The sequence below is a fragment of the Stappia sp. MMSF_3263 genome (assembly GCF_030733745.1).
In the GTDB taxonomy this organism is placed as follows: Bacteria; Pseudomonadota; Alphaproteobacteria; order Rhizobiales; family Stappiaceae; genus Stappia.
The window spans coordinates 205174-221743 of record NZ_JASHIK010000004.1; the positions used below are offsets into that span (position 1 = coordinate 205174).

General features: G+C 64.4%; 16 protein-coding genes. 8 read left to right on the forward strand and 8 right to left on the reverse strand.

What is annotated here, in order from left to right; translation table 11 throughout:
- The 8 genes from RBB46_RS06910 to RBB46_RS06945 form a co-directional block, all read right to left on the reverse strand.
- A complete protein-coding gene (locus RBB46_RS06910) occupies positions 1-1542 on the reverse strand; it encodes a cryptochrome/photolyase family protein (RefSeq protein WP_306028164.1) in 1542 nt (513 codons plus the stop codon).
- Positions 1543-1692: 150 nt separating this feature from the next.
- Positions 1693-1908, reverse strand: coding sequence for a hypothetical protein (locus RBB46_RS06915; protein WP_306028165.1), 216 nt, complete (start codon positions 1906-1908; stop codon positions 1693-1695).
- A 265-nt stretch (positions 1909-2173) separates the two neighbouring features.
- Positions 2174-2641 (reverse strand): OmpA family protein, encoded by a 468-nt coding sequence (locus tag RBB46_RS06920; protein WP_306028230.1) that lies wholly within the window; start codon positions 2639-2641, stop codon positions 2174-2176.
- 90 nt (positions 2642-2731) lie between these two features.
- On the reverse strand, positions 2732-3379 hold the full coding sequence (locus tag RBB46_RS06925) for a L,D-transpeptidase (RefSeq protein ID WP_306028166.1): 648 nt from the start codon (positions 3377-3379) through the stop codon (positions 2732-2734).
- A gap of 197 nt (positions 3380-3576) precedes the next feature.
- Entirely contained in the window at positions 3577-5193 is a 1617-nt protein-coding gene (locus RBB46_RS06930) for a molybdopterin-binding/glycosyltransferase family 2 protein (protein WP_306028167.1), read from the reverse strand.
- A complete protein-coding gene (locus RBB46_RS06935) occupies positions 5190-5888 on the reverse strand; it encodes an XdhC family protein (protein ID WP_306028168.1) in 699 nt (232 codons plus the stop codon). Before RBB46_RS06935 ends, RBB46_RS06930 begins: the two co-directional genes overlap by 4 nt.
- A gap of 68 nt (positions 5889-5956) precedes the next feature.
- The gene (locus RBB46_RS06940; protein WP_306028169.1) at positions 5957-6298 is read right to left on the reverse strand and encodes an XdhC family protein; all 342 of its coding nucleotides are present in this window, start codon (positions 6296-6298) and stop codon (positions 5957-5959) included.
- Positions 6299-6479: 181 nt separating this feature from the next.
- Positions 6480-8093: a phosphoenolpyruvate carboxykinase gene (locus RBB46_RS06945; RefSeq protein ID WP_306028170.1), complete on the reverse strand. Its 1614-nt coding sequence runs from the start codon at positions 8091-8093 to the stop codon at positions 6480-6482.
- 508 nt (positions 8094-8601) lie between these two features.
- On the opposite strand from RBB46_RS06945, the gene RBB46_RS06950 reads away from it, so the two are divergent.
- From RBB46_RS06950 to ahcY, 8 genes are all read left to right on the forward strand, one after another.
- Positions 8602-9996, forward strand: a complete 1395-nt coding sequence (locus RBB46_RS06950; RefSeq protein ID WP_306028171.1) for an MATE family efflux transporter — start codon at positions 8602-8604, stop codon at positions 9994-9996.
- Positions 9997-10109: 113 nt separating this feature from the next.
- Positions 10110-10808: a response regulator transcription factor gene (locus tag RBB46_RS06955; protein ID WP_306028172.1), complete on the forward strand. Its 699-nt coding sequence runs from the start codon at positions 10110-10112 to the stop codon at positions 10806-10808.
- Between the two features lie 76 nt (positions 10809-10884).
- Positions 10885-12726, forward strand: coding sequence for a sensor histidine kinase (locus tag RBB46_RS06960; protein ID WP_306028173.1), 1842 nt, complete (start codon positions 10885-10887; stop codon positions 12724-12726).
- Positions 12723-13223, forward strand: a complete 501-nt coding sequence (locus RBB46_RS06965) for an HPr kinase/phosphorylase (protein ID WP_306028174.1) — start codon at positions 12723-12725, stop codon at positions 13221-13223. Before RBB46_RS06960 ends, RBB46_RS06965 begins: the two co-directional genes overlap by 4 nt.
- A gap of 213 nt (positions 13224-13436) precedes the next feature.
- A complete protein-coding gene (locus tag RBB46_RS06970) occupies positions 13437-13841 on the forward strand; it encodes a PTS sugar transporter subunit IIA (protein ID WP_306028175.1) in 405 nt (134 codons plus the stop codon).
- Entirely contained in the window at positions 13838-14134 is a 297-nt protein-coding gene (locus RBB46_RS06975; RefSeq protein ID WP_306028176.1) for an HPr family phosphocarrier protein, read from the forward strand. Before RBB46_RS06970 ends, RBB46_RS06975 begins: the two co-directional genes overlap by 4 nt.
- A gap of 196 nt (positions 14135-14330) precedes the next feature.
- The gene (locus RBB46_RS06980; protein WP_306028177.1) at positions 14331-14720 is read left to right on the forward strand and encodes a VOC family protein; all 390 of its coding nucleotides are present in this window, start codon (positions 14331-14333) and stop codon (positions 14718-14720) included.
- A 210-nt stretch (positions 14721-14930) separates the two neighbouring features.
- Complete coding sequence (gene ahcY, locus RBB46_RS06985; RefSeq protein ID WP_306028178.1) at positions 14931-16328, forward strand: adenosylhomocysteinase; 1398 nt, start codon at positions 14931-14933, stop codon at positions 16326-16328.
- The last annotated feature ends 242 nt before the right edge of the window (positions 16329-16570 follow it).

The following is a 16570-nucleotide window of genomic DNA, read 5'->3' on the forward strand; positions in this document are numbered from 1 at the left end:
CTACAGGCAGCCCTTCTCAAGCCGGACGAGAACGTCCTTCGCGTTGTCGAGACAGGCGGAGCGGGTCTGTTCCGGCATCCTCTCCCAGCTTCGATAGGCCTGGGTCAGGCGGGGATTGCGATGGAGCTTTTCCCTGTTACGCGCGAGAAAGTCCCAGTAGAGCGAATTGAACGGGCACGCGTCCGGTCCGGTCCGCTTCCTGACGTCATAGCGGCAATTGCCGCAATAGTCCGACATCTTGTTGATGTAGTTGCCGCTTGCAGCATAGGGCTTTGACCCCAGAAGCCCGCCATCTGCGAACTGGCTCATGCCGAGCGTGTTGGGCAGTTCCACCCATTCGAACGCATCGGCATAGACCGCAAGGTACCATTCATGCACCTGGCGCGGTTCGATCCCCGCCAGAAGTGCGAAGTTCCCCGTCACCATCAGCCGCTGGATGTGATGCGCATAAGCCGTCTCGCGGGTCTGGGTCACCACCTCCCGGACACAGGCCATTTGGGTGTCGGCATTCCAGTAGAACGCGGGAAGTGGCCGCCTTGCGTTGAGGAAATTGTTTTCCTCGTAGCCCGGCATCTTCAGCCAGTAGATGCCGCGCACGTACTCGCGCCAGCCGATGATCTGGCGAATGAAGCCCTCGGCGGAGTTGAGCGGCACCGTGCCCTCGCGCCACGCCGTCTCCGCTCGCCGGCACATGTCGAGCGGATCGAGCAGGCCGGCATTCAGGTAGGCGGAAAGCGCGGAGTGATACAGGAACCGTTCCCCACTCAGCATGGCGTCCTGATACGCCCCGAAACGGGGCAGGGCGCGTTCGATAAAAAGGTCGAGGGCTCGCTCCGCGTCCTGCCGCGTCACGGCAAGGTCGAACGGCTCGATCCGGCCAAATCGCTCAGGGAAAAGGCGCGCGACCATGCTGATGACGTCCTGCGTCGTCGCATCCGGTTCGACCTGCAAGGGGCGCGGCATGAACAGGTCACGATCAGCCGGCTTGCGGTTCTCCGCGTCGAGGTTCCAGCGGCCTCCGGCCGGTTCCCCCGCTTCCATCAGAAGCCCGGTCTTTCTGCGCATTTCGCGGTAGAAATACTCCATCCGGAACTGACGGCGCTCTCCGGCCCATTCCGAGAACTCGGCGCGGGAGCAGAGAAACCGGTTGTCGTCGACGATATCCACGCGGATGGGGAAACCGGTCTGCCAATGGCGCGCCATCTCCTGAACCCGCCACTCGCCCGGTTCGGTCAGGGCGACACGCGAGGCGTCGTGACGGGCCAGGGCGCGGCCGAGTTCTCCGGTGAAGGAACCGGTATTGTCCGGGTCGTCAAGCCGGACGTAATCGACGTCCCAGCCGGCCTGCCGCAATGCCTCGGCATGATGACGCATGGCGGAGAAGAGGAACGCGAGCTTTTTTCTGTGATGGGCGGCATGGTTGGCTTCTTCTGCCACCTCGACCATCAGCACCCGGTCGCGCCGGCAGTCGGCATGCGCCAGAACCGACAGGTTCACACTGAGCTGATCGGCAAAAACGGGGACAATCGTGGTTTCCGGCATTGGCACCTGGTATCGAGCGGAGATCAGGTCGCACCCCGGTCGCGGGACGCCTGACATGCGATACGTGGGCGGCAAGTCGCCGGATCCAACAAAAAGGGCTGCCGGCGGTGTCGCGGGCAGCCCTGGAAGCATCATGCGCCGAATACGGTATCAGGCGGCGATGCGCTTTTGCTGGGCGCGGAAGGCGATCGGGGCATTCTCCCGGTTCCGGCGGCGCTCTTCCGGGGAGATGTAGACAAGGGCGTGGTGCTCGTCGCAATAGGATGTTCCGGCATCAACCCGGTTGCGGCACGGAAAGGTGTAGTTGCCGCCCGTGCCCTCGGCCCACTTGCACTGGCCGGAGCGTGGCAGACGAAGATCGATCATTGGTTCAGTCCTTTGGTTGAGGCGTTTGCCGACCGTGGCAAGGCCCCCGGGGTCTTCGCCGGAGCACCTGCAACCTGGACGGCGGTCGCGCGAACGCGTTCGCCAAAAAAGCCGGGCAATCCCTGCAAGGCCCCGGCATTGAATTCAGCCCCGTAATATACTTGTCACAATCGCGGAGTCCAAGCGCGGTACGGGCATGGGAGCTATGCCGATACTGCAGTGCAGCAATCGCGCGGCAACTCCGGCGGCGGGAGAACGCCAGGCGTCAGCGTTCCTTCTCCTCGCGCAAATTGGTCACTACGCGCCTGTTCTGGGCCTTGCATTCCTCCTGGGCGCAGTCGCGCACCTTGCGCTCGGTTCCGTAACCCTTGGCCCAGAGCCTGCCGGGGGGCACGCCCTTGGAAACCAGGTACGCCATTGTCGCATTGGCGCGCCGGGTGGACAGGTCGCGATTAGCCGCCGCGCTGCCGGGGTCGTCGGCGAACCCCTGGATCTTCGCATACCAGCTGGAGTTGCGAATGAGCCATTCGGCCTGTTTGTCGAGGGTCATCCGGGCCGTTTCGTCGATCTCGGCCGAACCGGCGGCGAAATAGGTCCGGCGCCCGACATTGAGCATGAATGCCTCTTCGCTGCCGGGCTCCATGTTGGCGAAGCCGACGGCGGGCGCATTGGTCACGTTGGGGGTTGCGATGTTCTCCGCGGTATTGCATGCGCCGAGAACGCCCGCGCCCAGTGTCAGGAACGCGACCGCGGCATTGCGCCGAAGGATGTGGCGGAGGGGTCTTCCCCCGATGGAAGCCGAAACGCTGGTCACCTTGTCCCCTTACCCCTGCTGGCCCGCGCCAAGATGCTCCAGAACGGAAACGCGGGTTCCCACCGGGCAGCGCTGATAGAGATCGATCACGTCTTCCGGGAACATCCGGATACAGCCGGAAGAAACGTCGTTGCCGATGCTCCACGGCTCGAGTGTTCCATGGAGGCGATACCCGGTATCCTGGCCGCTGTCGTAATGGAGATAGAGTGCGCGAGGCCCCAGCGGGTTGTTGGCCGCCCCTCCCTCGACCATTTTGGGCAGGTCGGGCTGGCGCTTGCGCATTTCGGGGGGAGGGACCCAGCGTGGCCACAGTGACTTGCGACGGATCTGCGCCCGCCCGTACCACTTGAACCCTTCTCGTCCGACGCCGACGCCATAGCGCAGCGCCGTGCTGTTTTCCCAGACCCAGTAGAGAAAGTGATTGCGGGTGTCGATGACGACGGTGCCGGGCGATTCCGGTGAAAGATACTTGACCATCTGCCGTCGCCAATGCGGCTTGATCACCGAGAAATTCGTTCGCCGATAGGCAAAACCATTGTCGCTTGCCGTGCCCTGGAACCATTTTGACGATGCGATGGCTGGCAGCGGAAACGACGTGTTGGCCACGATCGCTCCTGCGCCGACAAGCATGGCGCGCCGGGTAATATATGTCGTCATGCCGTCGCCTCCTCTGACGGTCATCCGCACATTTGCCATGCTGGTGACACGTCTCGTGTCACCGCCGGCGCATATGGCTCTGTGGAAAAGGCGGCTGCTCCTCCCGTAACGCGCTGCGTCCGCAATGTTCCTCCCAAGCCCTGCCTATTACGGTTCATCAGGGCGGAAAGGTCAATCCTCCGCAGGATTGCGCAGTTTCACGATGTCGGGGCGGCAACGGCGCCGGCGGCGGCAAGCGCTTCCGGAGTGTCGAGGTCGAGACGTGCGGTCTCCCCGATTTCGACATGACGCGCCGACGCGCCATGCTCCCCGATCAGGTGTCGCGCCCCGGTATCGCCTTCCAGCCGGGCGAGAGCATCGAAGAAGCTTCGGTCCCAGACAACGGGATTTCCGCGTTTCCCGCCAACACTGGCAAGGGCGATCGTGATGCCTTGCTCGGGGCTGAAAGCCTTCAGGATCGCATCGATCGCTCCGGCGTCCACGCCCGGCATGTCCGCAAGAAGGATCATCGCCGCATCGACGCCGGGGTCGAGCGCGTTGACGCCGCAGCGAATGGAACTCGCCATTCCTTCCATGTAATCCGCATTGTGGGCGAAGCGCAGATCGAGCCCGGACAGCGCGCCCTCGATCTCGGCGCGCATGTGTCCGGTCACGACCGTCAACTGCGAGAGCCGGCTGGTCAGCGCCGCTTCCGCGGCAATGCGCACCAGCGGCTTTCCGTCCATGGTTGCAAGCAGCTTGTTGATGTCTCCAGCGCGCCGGGACTGGCCGGCGGCGAGCAGAATACCCTCGATCTTTCGGGGGCGGGCGGGTGTCGGCGATGTCTCGCGCGGCTGCGGCCGGGTGCCTATCTCCATCAGCAGACCTCCGACCCCCATGCCCGAAATGTCGGACGCGGTCACGGGGCAGTCCGCCATCAGCCGGTCCAGGACCCAGTCGAAACCGTTCTCCTTGGGACTGCGGGCGCATCCCGGAGCGCCGATGACCGGGATCCCGTCGACCTCACCGACCAGCAAGAGGTTGCCAGGGTCGACGGGCATGCCGAAGTGAATGATCCGCCCGCCGGCCTGCTCGATCGCGGAAGGGATCACGTCATTGCCGTCGACGATTGCGGAGGCACCGAAGACGAGCACCATTTCCGCGCCATCCGCGATGCTTGACCGAATTGCCCTGGCGGTTGGTGTTGCTTCGTGCGCGACCCGCAGCTCTCCGCGCAGGCACGATCCGGAGACCGACAGCCGGGCCTCGGTAATACGCCGCGTTTTGTCGAGAACCGATGCCTTGAGGTGCGGGAGCGTGGTCGCGACAAGTCCCACCGGCCTTGGCCTAAACGGCGCGACGCGCACGGCCCCCCGGGCAAGGCCCGCAGCCTTCTCGACGAGTTCGCGCGAAACGGCAAAGGGAATGATCTTTGCCGTGGCGACCATTCGGCCACGGCTAACCCGGGCGAACTCCGGCAGGGTGGCAAGCGTGATCGCTGGGTCGACGCGATTGACCGCGTCGATGGCCTGCCTGTCGACCACAAGCACCCCGTCGCTGGCCGCATGGATATTGACCCGGCCGGTAAACGGCGGGTCAAGCGTCACACCGCCGCCATCGCCCGCGTGGGCCAGAATGCCGGCGGCCTCGTCCTCGTGGCAGTCGGTGGGCTCCAGGCGCGCGACGATGACCTCCTCGACACCGGCCGCGGCAAGCCGGGCAATATCCTCGCGGGTAAGGCTGTGGCCTTTCTTGAGGGCCCCATCGGCAAGCCGCACCGTATGCGCGATGAGTGTGCCTTCGGCGTCCCGCGTGGCGACCGGGCCGAACTTCACGAGCGGTCTCCCGGCCCTTTTCGCAAGGCGGCGATGATATTGGCAAGAACGGCGACGGCAATTTCCGCTGGCGAGGCTGCGCCGATATCCGCGCCGATCGGTGCGTCGACAGTTTCGAACGCGTCGGGGCTCACGCCATTTGCAAGCAGGCGCTCCCTCCTTTTTCCGTGGGTTTTGCGGCTGCCGAGCGCACCGACATAGAAGCAGCCCGCTTCAAGCGCTGCGGCGATCGGAAGGTCGTCGATCTTCGGATCGTGGGTGAGCGCCGCAACGGCGGTGTAGGGATCGAGTGCAATGTCGGCAAGCACGTCCGCGGGCCAATCGGCAAGCAGCCGCGCACCAGGAAAACGCTCCGGCGTGGCAAAGGCCGTACGGGGGTCCACGATCGTCAAGTCGAAGCCGGCAAGCGTTGCCATGGGAAGCAGGGCCTGACTGATATGCACCGCGCCGACAAGAACGACCCTTGGGGGCGGCACGCTGACGGTCAGGAAGAATGTGCCGCCGCCCCGTGTCTCCACCAGGCCGGATTTTCCGGAGCGGAACCGGCTGGCCAGTTCGTCGGCAAGCGGGTCGTCCCCGGCAAGATCTTCAGGCGTGGCAAGGCGTTGCGCGCCAGTGTCCATGTCGGTGACGAGGATCGCGGCGCGGCGCCCGGAGCGGGCCGCGTTGAGCCTGGAAAGGAGGTCTAGGTCCATCTGTCGGAAACCCTGCTTGCGCGAGCCGTGGCTCTTCGCTGCCGGAGGCGTGTTGGCGGAAGGATATCTCAGCCCGCAGTTACCGGCTCCACATAGATCCGGATGCGTCCGCCGCAGGACAGGCCGACCTGCCATGCGGTCTCGTCGGCGACGCCGAACTCAAGCACCGTCGGCCGCCCGGTCTCGATCACGTCCGCCGCTTCGGCCACAACGGCGCCCTCGACGCATCCCCCCGAGACGGAGCCTTCGAAGTTTCCCTCCGAATCGATCACAAGGTGGGAGCCGACCGGGCGCGGAGCGGATCCCCACGTCTCGATTACGGTAGCCATCGCGACCCTGCGCCCGCCGGCCGCCCAGGTCTCTGCGAGCATCAGCGGGTCCGGTCCGACCGGTGTCACGTCTTCCTGCATGTCGAGCTCTCCGTTTCGGAGAGAATATAGGCAGCTGCCGCCCTCCTGCACAGGGCGCGGGCATGTGGCCTTTGGTCGGAAGCGGTTCCGGGGAAGGAAAGCAGCGTCACCAACGAAAAGGGCGCCCCGCTGGAACGGGACGCCTTCGTATCCGGCTCCGGACCTCGCCGGCCGGAGTTGTCTACTCGGCCGCCGCCTGGAACGAGGGCGCTGCCGCCAGGACCGTGCCGTCGACATGGCTTTCGAACTTGGCGAAGTTGGTCACGAACATTTCCACCAGCTTGGCGGCCTGCGCGTCATAGGCATCCTTGTCTGCCCAGGTCGAGCGCGGATCGAGGATCGCCGGGTCGACGCCCGGAACCTCGACCGGCACGGCAAAGCCGAAATTGGCGTCCACGCGATATTCGACATCGCGCAAGGAGCCGTCCAGGGCGGCGGCGAGCAGGGTGCGGGTTGCCCGGATCGGCATGCGATAACCGGTTCCGTGCGCGCCGCTTGTCCACCCGGTGTTGACCAGCCAGCAGTCGACATTGTGGCTGGCGATCAGCGAGCGCAGCAGATTGCCGTACTCGGACGGGTGCCGCGGCATGAAAGGCGCGCCGAAACAGGTCGAGAAGGTCGCCTGCGGTTCGGTGACGCCCTTCTCCGTACCGGCGACCTTGGCGGTGTAACCGGACAGGAAATGGTACATCGCCTGCGCCGGCGTCAGCCGCGCGATGGGGGGCAGCACGCCGAAGGCGTCGGCCGTCAGCATGATGATGTTCTTGGGATGCGGGGCGCGTCCGGTGTCGCTGGCGTTGGAGATGAAGCTGATCGGATAGGCGCAGCGCGTGTTTTCGGTCTTCGACCCGTCGTCGAAGTCGACGACGCGTGTGTTCTCGTCGAAAGCGACGTTCTCCAGCACGGTCCCGAAACGCTGGGTCGTGGCGTAGATCTCCGGCTCCGCCTCGGCCGACAACTTGATGGTCTTGGCATAACAACCGCCTTCGAAATTGAAGACGCCGTCACCACCCCAGCCATGTTCGTCATCGCCGACCAGCGTCCGCCCCGGGTCCGCGGAAAGCGTGGTCTTGCCGGTTCCCGACAGCCCGAAGAACACCGCCGTATCGCCCTCGTCCCCGACATTGGCGGAACAATGCATCGGCATCACCCGCTTTTCCGGCAGAAGGAAATTGAGAAGCGAGAAAACGGATTTTTTCATCTCGCCGGCATAGGACGTACCGGCAATGAGCACGATCTTGTTGGTGAAGTCGCAGGCGATCACGGTTTCCGTCCTGCACCCGTGACGCTTCGGATCGGCCTTGAAGCTCGGCAGGTCGATGATCGTCATTTCCGGAGCGAAATCGGCAAGCTCGGAGCGCTCCGGCCTGATCAGCAGGTTGCGAATGAAGAGTGAGTGCCATGCAAACTCGGTGAAGACGCGGACATTGATGCGGTGGCCGGGATCGGCACCACCGTAAAGGTCCTGCATGTAGAGGGGCATGCCCCTGGCGTGCGCGGCCATGTCCGCGTGAAGCAGGGCGAACTGCTCGGCGCTCATCGCGGCGGTGTTGTCCCACCAGACGGTGTCGCGGGTCGTGTCGTCGACGACGACGAACTTGTCCTTGGGGGAACGTCCCGTATGCACGCCGGTCTCGACGACAAGTGCGCCGCCGTCGGCAACGTTTGCCTCGCCGCGACGCAGGGAGTGCTCATAGAGCGCGGGTGCCGTGAGATTGCGGTAAAGCCCGCCAAGATCCGTCAAGCCGCACATGTCCGTGCTTTTCGAGGGAAGCCCTACGCCCTGGTCCGCCATGTTTCCGAGATCCCTGTGCTGCTTTGTCGTTCGGCCGTTCTTGATCGCGTTCCCGCTGGCCGTTACGTCCGATGCCGAAGTCCTGTTTGCGCAAGATGATGCGCGTCGGTCTGCTTGGTGTCAGGCCATGTCGCGATGGCCCTGGAGACCTATCCTCGACGCGCCCGCCGGCCAGCAATCCGATCAGGGTTGCGCCGGTCCGGCCATCTTCGTTTTTCGCACGGCGAAACTAGTGGATGGACCGAAGATCAACAAGCGGAACAAATGCCGCAGGCAGGATGTTAAATCGATTTAATCCACGGTATTCGCGGTTATAATTATTTTTCGAGGTAAATTAATTCCACAAGCTCTGGAATAATATATGGAATACTCGTTTCATTTGGTGGGGTAAGCGGAGTGTCCGTTCGAAAATCCACCTGTCTGCGGCACTAGAGGTCGATGACGTGCACCAGCCGACGCGGCCACGGTCGTGCGTTCACGCCAACCTTTCCAGGAAGAGATAATCGTCTTGCAGCGCCATGAGCCGCAGTCCCTTCTACTTCATCTGCGCCGGACGATCGCGCTCGCCCTGCCGATCATCATCGCCCGGGCAGCCCTGGTCGTCATGTTCACTGTCGATACGGTCATGGTTGGACGGGCAGGAGCTGCCGAGCTTGCCTATTTCGGCCTTGGTGTTGCGCCTCAACTGACCTTGATGCTGATCGCCGTTGGGGCATTGCAGGCAACGGCGGTCCTTGCCTCGCAGGCGCTGGGCGCGGGCGATGCCAGGCGTGCCGGAGCGATCCTGCGGGCGGCCCTTGCCCATGCCGTGGCCATGGGGTTTGCGGTGCTTGTGCTTTCGGCCTTCGCCGAGACCTTCTTCCTCGGCACGGGCCAGACGCGCGAACTGGCGGCGGGCGCGGCGCGGGTGTCGCTTGCCTTCGGCTACGGCATGCCCGGCATTCTCCTGTTCGTCGCCTGCAACCTGTTTCTGGAGGCGACCGGCCGCCCGAAAACGGGCATGGCCATCATGCTCGCCGCCAACCTTCTCAATATCCCCCTCAACATGATCTTCGGCTTCGGCTGGGGAGGCCTTGTCGCACCGATGGGGGCGGAGGGAGTGATGCTGGCGAGCAGTCTTGCCCGCTCTTTCGCCGGCCTCACGGTGCTGGCAATCCTGGTCGATCAGGCGCGTCGCGACGATGCCTTCCAGATCCTGCCGAGCCGGAAGTTCGGGCCTGCATTCGCCGGAATGTGGTTCGATCCCGATGCACGCCTGCTCCGCCGTCTTGGTCTTCCCATGGGTCTTGCGCAGGGCGTGGAAAGTGCCGCTTTCGCCACGGTGGTGATGATGGCCGGACGGCTCGGGACAGCGGAACTTGCGGCCTATCAAACGACGATGACCCTGGTCACGCTGACATTCATGATGGCGATCGGCACGGCCGGTGCGACGGCGATCAGGGTTGGCCGCGCCTTTGGTGAGCGCGACGGCGCGAACATCGGGCGCGCCGGTTGGGCCGGCATCCTGGTCGGGGCCCTGTGGCCGGTTCCGGTCGCGCTCTTCTTCTTCAGCGCACCCGAGATGGCGGCTCTCGCCGTGACATCCGATCCTGCAACCGTCGCCGCCGCCGGCAGGGCGCTTTTCATAGCGGGCTTCATGCTCTCCGTCGACGCGGCGATGGCGGTCGCAATCGGTGCCTTGCGCGGGCTTGGCGACGTCTGGTGGCCGACGCTGCTGCAGATCGGTGCCTTCTGGCTCGTGGCGATCCCTTGCGCCTACGTGACGGCGATTGCCCTGAGGCTTGGTGCAAGCGGGCTGATCGGCGGACTGATTGCCGGGATCATCGTTTCCTTCACCGGCCTGGCGCTCCGTTTCCGCTACCAGGTGGCGCGTCATGCCACCGGGCCCGCGTCGCTCGGGTGAGGGGGCCGCGTGCCCGGTGTCCTTCCGTCTCGCCATAATTTATGCGCATTTGGACCGCCTAGGCTGGTAAACCAAGATGATGCAACAAGAAGAATGGGATCAGGGCTGCCATCATGCCGACGATCGCGCTTGTAGACGATGACCGCAATATCCTGACCTCCGTGTCGATCGCGCTGGAAAGCGAGGGTTATCGTGTCCACACCTATACGGACGGATCCTCCGCACTTGACCGGCTGATCACGGATCCGCCGGATCTTGCCATCTTCGATATCAAGATGCCGCGCATGGACGGCATGGAACTCCTGCGCCGGTTGCGGCAGAAGTCGGACCTGCCGGTCATCTTCCTGACCTCGAAGGACGACGAGATCGATGAGCTCTTCGGGCTGAAGATGGGCGCCGACGATTTCATCCGCAAACCCTTCTCGCAGCGGCTTCTGGTCGAGCGCGTCAAGGCGGTCTTGCGCCGCGTCCAGCCACGCGATCCTACGGCAACCAAGTCGGAGAGCGACAAGCTTCTGGAACGGGGCGACCTTGTCATGGACCAGGAGCGGCACACGTCGACCTGGAAGGGGCAGCCGGTGACGCTGACCGTCACGGAGTTCCTCATCCTCTACGCGCTTGCGCACCGCCCTGGCGTGGTCAAGAGCCGCAATGCCCTGATGGATGCGGCCTATGACGATCAGGTCTATGTGGACGACCGGACCATCGATAGCCATATCAAGCGGCTGCGGAAGAAGTTCAAGCTGGTGGATGACAGTTTCGACATGATCGAGACGCTCTACGGCGTGGGATACCGCTTCCGGGAAGGGTAGGCAGGAAGACCTGCCTTTGGCATTTTGGGGCGGATTGACCGCACAGGGCGGGAGGAGACCGCACCGGGGAAGGTGAATGGCACTAGAGGTGGAGACGGGCGCCCAGGCCGGCGAGACGCCGCGCCACGAGGCCGGGCCTGACGCGCAGCCTGCGGCCGAGCGCGTGTCCGGCCTGAGGTCGCTCGGCCAGCGCCGCTTGCGCCGGCGCCTGCGCTCGCGCATTGGCGGCGCCATCGGTCCCTATCTCACCTCCTCGCTGACGCGTCGCATTCTCGTTCTCAATCTTGCCGGCCTGTGTGCCCTTGTCGGCGGCATTCTCTATCTCAACCAGTTCCGCGCCGGTCTGATCGACGCGCGCACCCAGAGCCTCCTGACCCAGGGCGAGATCATCGCCGGGGCGATTGCCGCCTCCGCGACGGTGGAGACCGACGGGCTGATGGTCGATCCGGAGCAGTTGTTGCAACTGCAGGCCGGCGAGAGTATCTCGCCGACCGACGGATCGCGGCTCATCGACTTTCCCATCAATCCCGAGCGTGTCGCGCCGGTCCTGCGCCGGTTGATCTCTCCGACCCGCACGCGGGCCCGGATCTACGATCCCGAAGGCATTCTGATCCTGGACTCGCGCCATCTTTATGCGCGCGGCCAGATCCTGCGCTTCGACCTGCCGCCGCCGACGACGGAGGAGCCGGGGCTCTGGGACAAGTTCTGGGCCGATGTCAAACTCTGGTTCCGGCGTGGTGACCTGCCGCTATACGAGGAGATCGGGGCCGGCAACGGCCGCGCCTATCCGGAGGTCGAGGCGGCGCTGGCGGGCTCCCCGGCAAGCGTCGTTCGGGTGTCGCCGCGCGGCGAGTTGATCGTCTCCGTCGCGGTTCCGGTGCAGCGGTTCCGGGCCGTGCTCGGTTCCTTGCTGCTGTCGACGCAAGGCGGTGATATCGACGCGATCGTGCGGGCGGAGCGGGTCGGCATCGTCCGGGTGTTTCTGGTTGCGGCGACGGTGACCATGGTGCTCTCGATCCTGCTTGCCGGAACGATCGCCGGTCCTGTCCGCCGGCTTGCGGCGGCGGCCGAGCGGGTGCGCCGGGGCATCAAGTCCCGCGAGGAGATCCCGCAGTTCTCGGAGCGCCGCGACGAGATCGGCCATCTTGCGCGCGCGCTGCGCGACATGACCAACGCGCTCTACAATCGCATGGATGCGATCGAGACCTTTGCGGCCGATGTCGCCCATGAGTTGAAAAATCCGCTGACATCGCTGCGCAGCGCCGTCGAGACCTTGCCTCTCGCCCGGCAACCGGAGGCCCGGGAGCGGCTGATGGAGGTCATCCAGCATGACGTGCGCCGCCTCGACCGCCTGATCACCGACATCTCCGACGCCTCGCGGCTGGATGCGGAACTGGCCCGTACCGACGCCGAGCCGGTCGATGTCTCCGCACTGCTTCTCGGGGTCGCCGATCTGGCAAACGAGCGCGCGAATGCGGACGATGCGCGGGTCGAGGTGTTGCTGCACCCCACGCGCCGCGACCATCCCTACCGTGTGCTGGGCCATGACAGCCGGCTCGGGCAGGTGATCAACAACCTGATCGACAACGCCCGATCGTTCTCCCCGCCCGGTGGCAAGGTTGTCATCCAGGCGAGCCGCACCGCCGACATGGTCGAGATCACCGTCGACGACGAAGGGCCGGGGGTGCGGCCCGAGCTGCAAGACCGCATCTTCGAGCGCTTCTATACCGACCGTCCCGAAGCCGAAGGGTTCGGCAACAATTCCGGTCTCGGCCTGTCCATCTCCAGGCAGATCGTCGAGGCACATCGCGGCACGATTTCGGTCGTCAATCGCGAGAAGAAGGTCACGGGCACGGGCGAGACCCGTGTCGAGGGTGCCCGCTTCGTCGTGCGGCTGCCGGCGGAGACGCGCGGATGACCGATGAGGCGGCGCATGCCTCATGCGTTCTTGCAGGCACCGCCGGCGTGCTGCTGCGCGGCGCGTCGGGGTCCGGCAAGTCGAGGCTTGGCTGGCGCATTGTCGAAGAGGCACAGGCGCGTGGCTGGCTTGGCCTGCATGTGGCGGATGACCGTGTTCACCTTCGGCCGCGAAACGGGCGACTGATCGCATCATGTCCGTCGCCGATTGCCGGGCTGTGGGAATTGCGCGGCGAGGGCATCGTGAAGGTGGCCTGGGAGACGCGCGCCGTCGTTCGCCTGGTGATCGATCTTCTGCCGGACGTGGAGATCGATCGGCTGCCGGACGTGAATGAGCGAACAGTCCGCCTGCACGGGGTCGACCTTGCAAGGCTGGCACTGCCGTGTGGCGTTGACGGAGGCGGGGTCTTGCGGATTCTGCGCGCGCTCGAGGGGCTGCAGGATGCGGATTGCGGCGCGCCGGCCACGGCAAGTCTGGGGATGGAAGGCCACTTGTGACGAAAAACCCGGCACGCACCGCCGATTTTTCTTGCGCTGTGCCGCTGCCTTGCGGACATTGGGCGCCCGGCGGGGAAAACCTCCTGGGCAGGGTACATACCGCCGTGCGAGGGCCCGCGGATCGCTTGGATCTCGACAGGATGCCGCTCTGCCGGACGGCGGGTGCAGGTTTCCGGGCATGGCTCGAACGGACGGACAAATGACGGACAGGGCATGATAGGTCTCGTACTCGTCACGCACGGACGGTTGGCGGAAGAATTCAAATCGGCGCTGGAACATGTGGTGGGGCCGCAGGAGCGGATCGGCACGATCTGCATCGGTCCTGACGACGACATGGAACAACGCCGGCAGGACATCCTTGCTGCTGTCGAGGATGTCAACGACGGGTCGGGCGTCGTTCTGCTGACGGACATGTTCGGCGGAACGCCGTCGAACCTGGCGATTTCCGTTATGGACGGAACCAATATCGAAGTGATCGCCGGGGTAAACCTCCCCATGCTGATCAAGCTGGCGAGCGTGCGCGGTGAAAGCGTGATCGCCGAGGCCGTCGACGAGGCGCGCAAGGCTGGCCAGAAATACATCTCCGTTGCAAGCCAGGTGCTCTCCGGCCAAGGATGAAGATGAGCCAGATCGACGTAACCGGCCTCACCCGTGACCTGCGCATTGTCAATCGCCGCGGCCTCCACGCCCGCGCTTCCGCCAAGCTCGTGAAGCTTGTCGAGACCTTCGATGCGGATGTGGTCGTGATGAAGGACGGGCAGTCGGTCGGGGGAACCTCGATCATGGGCCTGATGATGCTGGCTGCAAGCCCGGGCTGTTCGATCCGCGTCAGCACCTCCGGCGCTGAAGCGGAGGCGGCCCTCGCCGCGATCGCCGAACTGGTCGAAAACGGTTTCGGCGAAACGGACTGATCTCGATTTCTTCTTCTCCTGCCGGGATTGCCCTCAAGGGTTTGCGCCAACCGGTCGGCCTGATAAAGTGCGCAGCGGGCACCGTCTCGAAGATCAATTCGCGCCAACCGGCACCACGGTTGGCGCTGTCACCGGAACCAACAGCGCAGGAACACCGCTTCCAGCCTCCCGGTCCGGCCGGTCAGACAGGTCCCGCATGACATTCCCGCATACCCCTTCGTTTCGCTTCGGCCGGCTTGCGCCGACGCTTCCGGTTCGCGACATGGCCGTCGCGCTGGCCTTCTACGAAGGCGCCCTCGGCTTTCGTCGGGTGTTCGAGAACGGCGAGCCCCTCGGCTTCGTCATCCTGCGTCGCGATGAGGCGGAACTGCACCTCTCCCTTCAGCGGAATCACCGCCCGGTACCCTTCAACGTAATGCATATGATTGTCGGCGATGTCGATGCGATGCACGAGACCTGTAGGCGGTCGGGCATGCGCATCGTCAAGGGCTTGCGGGTTCATGAATACGGCCTGCGCGCCTTCGTCTTCGCCGACCCCGATGGCAACCGGATCGATGTGGCGGCCCCGATTTCCGATCGGACATAAAGAAATCTTTATATCCTTATTGCTTTGTATCGCTGCTCGGCCTATAACCCGGACACGAATGCTGGCGCATCGCGCCGGACACGCGACATTGCCTGCGTCAAGGCCGTTCGGGCCTGGCGTCGAGCGCCGAGATGGCGGCGCGCTGCGACACTGCGGCGCGCGCCAGCAAGCCGATTAACGAATTCCAACCCAAGTGAGCGGAACATACCGATGAGCACGGCAACTGATTATTACGTCAAGGATATCTCTCTGGCCGACTACGGTCGCAAGGAGATCGATATCGCTGAAACCGAGATGCCGGGCCTGATGGCCTGCCGCAAGGAATTCGGCGAAAAGAAGCCGCTCAAGGGCGCGCGCATCGCCGGCTCCCTGCACATGACCATCCAGACGGCCGTGCTCATCGAGACGCTGGTCGCGCTCGGTGCCGACGTGCGCTGGGCATCCTGCAACATCTTCTCCACCCAGGACCATGCCGCTTCGGCGATTGCCGCGGCCGGCGTCCCGGTCTTCGCCGAGAAGGGCGAGACCCTGGAAGAGTACTGGGACTATTGCGACCGCATCTTCTTTTTCCCGGAAGGCACGGCCAACATGATCCTCGATGATGGCGGTGACGCCACCATGTACATCCTGCTCGGTGCCCGCGCCGAAGCAGGCGAGGACGTCCTGTCCAAGCCGGGTTCCGAGGAGGAGACCGTTCTCTTCGCCCAGATCCGCAAACGCATGGCTGCGAGCCCCGGCTGGTTCACCAAGCAGCGCGATGCGATCCGCGGCGTCTCAGAGGAGACGACGACGGGCGTCAACCGTCTCTATCAGCTCAAGGCCAAGGGGCTGCTTCCCTTCCCGGCGATCAACGTCAACGACAGCGTCACCAAGTCGAAGTTCGACAACAAGTACGGCTGCAAGGAAAGCCTGGTCGACGGCATCCGCCGTGGCACCGACGTGATGATGGCCGGCAAGACCGCCGTCGTTTGCGGCTATGGCGATGTGGGCAAGGGTTCTGCCGCTTCGCTGCGCGGCGCCGGCGCCCGCGTCAAGGTCACCGAGGTCGATCCGATCTGTGCGCTGCAGGCGGCGATGGACGGTTTCGAGGTCGTGACGCTGGAGAAGGCGGCGCCGACCGCCGACATCGTCATCACCACCACCGGCAACAAGGATGTGGTGACGCTCGACCACATGCGCTCGCTCAAGGACATGGCGATCGTCGGCAATATCGGTCACTTCGACAATGAGATCCAGGTCGAGGCCCTGCGCAACTACAAGTGGACGAACATCAAGCCGCAGGTGGACATGATCGAGTTCCCGAACGGCAATCGCATGATCCTGCTGTCGGAAGGTCGCCTGCTCAATCTCGGCAATGCCACCGGCCATCCGAGCTTCGTGATGTCGGCCAGCTTCACCAATCAGGTGCTGGCCCAGATCGAGCTGTGGACGCGCCCGGACCACTACCAGAAGGACGTCTATGTCCTGCCGAAGCATCTGGATGAGCGCGTCGCCCGTCTGCATCTGGCCAAGCTGGGCGTCGAGCTGACCGAGCTGAGCTCCGAGCAGGCGGCCTATATCGGTGTCGAGACCACGGGCCCCTACAAGCCCGAGCACTACCGCTACTGATCCTGCCCGGACCATGCGCGCGGCACTGCCGCATGCATGGGTCCGAAGGCATGCCAAGACTGCCGAACGGGGGCTGTGGATGACACGGCCCCCGTTTACTTTTCGGTAACGTACGCTTCTTCGCGATTCGCGTTTGGGTTATGGTCTTTGCGAATCACGCGGTTCGTGAGGCAGAACTGTGATGAGGGCCGTCGGGCCGGGGCGATGTTGCGTGCCCGTACCGGCTGCCCGGGGGCCGGGAG